Source organism: Streptomyces calidiresistens (assembly GCF_014141525.1).
GTDB classification, from domain to species: Bacteria; Actinomycetota; Actinomycetes; order Streptomycetales; family Streptomycetaceae; genus Streptomyces; species Streptomyces calidiresistens.
On sequence record NZ_VKHS01001089.1, the window covers coordinates 1 to 1,440 of the forward strand.

Genomic DNA, 1,440 nt, shown 5'->3' on the forward strand with positions numbered 1-1,440 from the left:
GGGCCGCGACGGTGGGCGCGGCGGGGTGGTCAGCCCAGGTGGTCGAGGAGTCCCGGCAGGGGGCCGGGCCCCAGACAGGTGCTCTTGGTCGGCATGCCGGCCCCGCTGGCGGCCCCGGCCCAGATCTGGTTCCAGGTGGGGGGCGGCAGCACCAGACCGGCCTCGCCCGGTCCGGGCAGCCGGGTGGTGTAGCGCGGGGTGGGGTCGATGCCCTGGTCCTCGCAGAGGGCGGGGATGAGCACGTGGTCGCTGACGGCGGCGTCCAGCTCGGCCCACTCGGCGGGGAACCGACGCAGGCGGCCCGCGAGCAGGGAGGTGGAGATACCGGCCAGTTCCCAGGTGCGGCCCGCGCCGGTGAGCAGGAAGCTGCCGCGCGGCGGGGGCGGATAGGTGCCACGGGGACGGGGGCGCACCCGGGCGAACCGCCGCGCGGTACCGACCGCCCGGTGGGGGTCCAGGCCGGGCACCACCCGATGGGTGGCCGCCAGGGTGAGGGGGTGGTTGCGGTGATCGACGACCAGGGCCGGCAGGCGCTCCGGCTCCCGCCCCGGCCGGGTGCGGCCCATCCGCCGGGCGGCCTCCAGCCGGTGGTGGCCGTCGGCCAGGAGGACCGGTCCCAGGGGCGGGGGGGCCGCGCTCCAGCGCCGGTCGCAGGTCCACAGCAGCACCTCCCCGGCGTCGGGGGTGGGGAGCACCGCGTCGGGGGTGCCCGCGGAGGTCAGCTCGATGCACTCGCGGAAGGTGTCCAGGTCGGGGGCTGCCAGCAACAGCGGGTCGGGGGACGACGCCGCGCCGTCGCCGGAGTCGCGCCGGGCGCTCAGCAGGCGGCTCTGGCGGTCCACCTCCTCCTCGGCGATCCGCTGGTGCCGCAGCACGTGGCCGGACTCGGTGCCGCGCACGTCGAGGGCACCGAGCACCCCGCGCTGGGCGACGCGGCCGGTGGCGTCGCGGCGCTCGACGACGTGGGAGGGGATCAACAGGTCGGATCGGGGGACGACGGCGCTGGTCAGGGCTGGTGGGGACAGCACATCAGACGGCACTGAACTCCTCTTCCTCGGCCCGGACGGTGTCGTGGTCCCCGGTCGCCGGGCGCTGGCTGGTGGTTCCGTTGGGATCGGGGCCGGCGGGCGGACCGGCCCCGTCGGGGACCGTGGCGGTCCCGCGGGAGGGCCGACGGGCCGGATCGGCCGCGGGGTGGTGCGGTGGGGCGGACTCCGGGAGGCCCGTCGGGCCCGACGGGCCTCCCGCACCCGCCGGGCGTCCGGCGTCGGGCCCCGTCCCCCGGCCCGGATGGTCCCGGCGGGTGCCCGCGCCGGGCCTGACCGGCAGGTCGGTTTCCCGGGGCTCGCGTCGGCCGCCGGCGGCGTGAGCCGCCGAGTCCGTCCCGCGGAGGGACCCGGCGGGAAAGGCGCCGGGGCCGTCCGGTGAAGGGGGTGGGGG

Annotated in this window: 1 protein-coding gene; it reads right to left on the reverse strand. The window is 78.7% G+C overall.

Translation table 11 applies throughout. From position 1 onward, the window contains the following. Nucleotides 1–29: 29 nt before the first annotated feature. On the reverse strand, nt 30–1,040 hold the full coding sequence (locus FOE67_RS25610) for a DUF1015 family protein (RefSeq protein ID WP_182667198.1): 1,011 nt from the start codon (nt 1,038–1,040) through the stop codon (nt 30–32). Between the last annotated feature and the right edge of the window lie 400 nt (nt 1,041–1,440).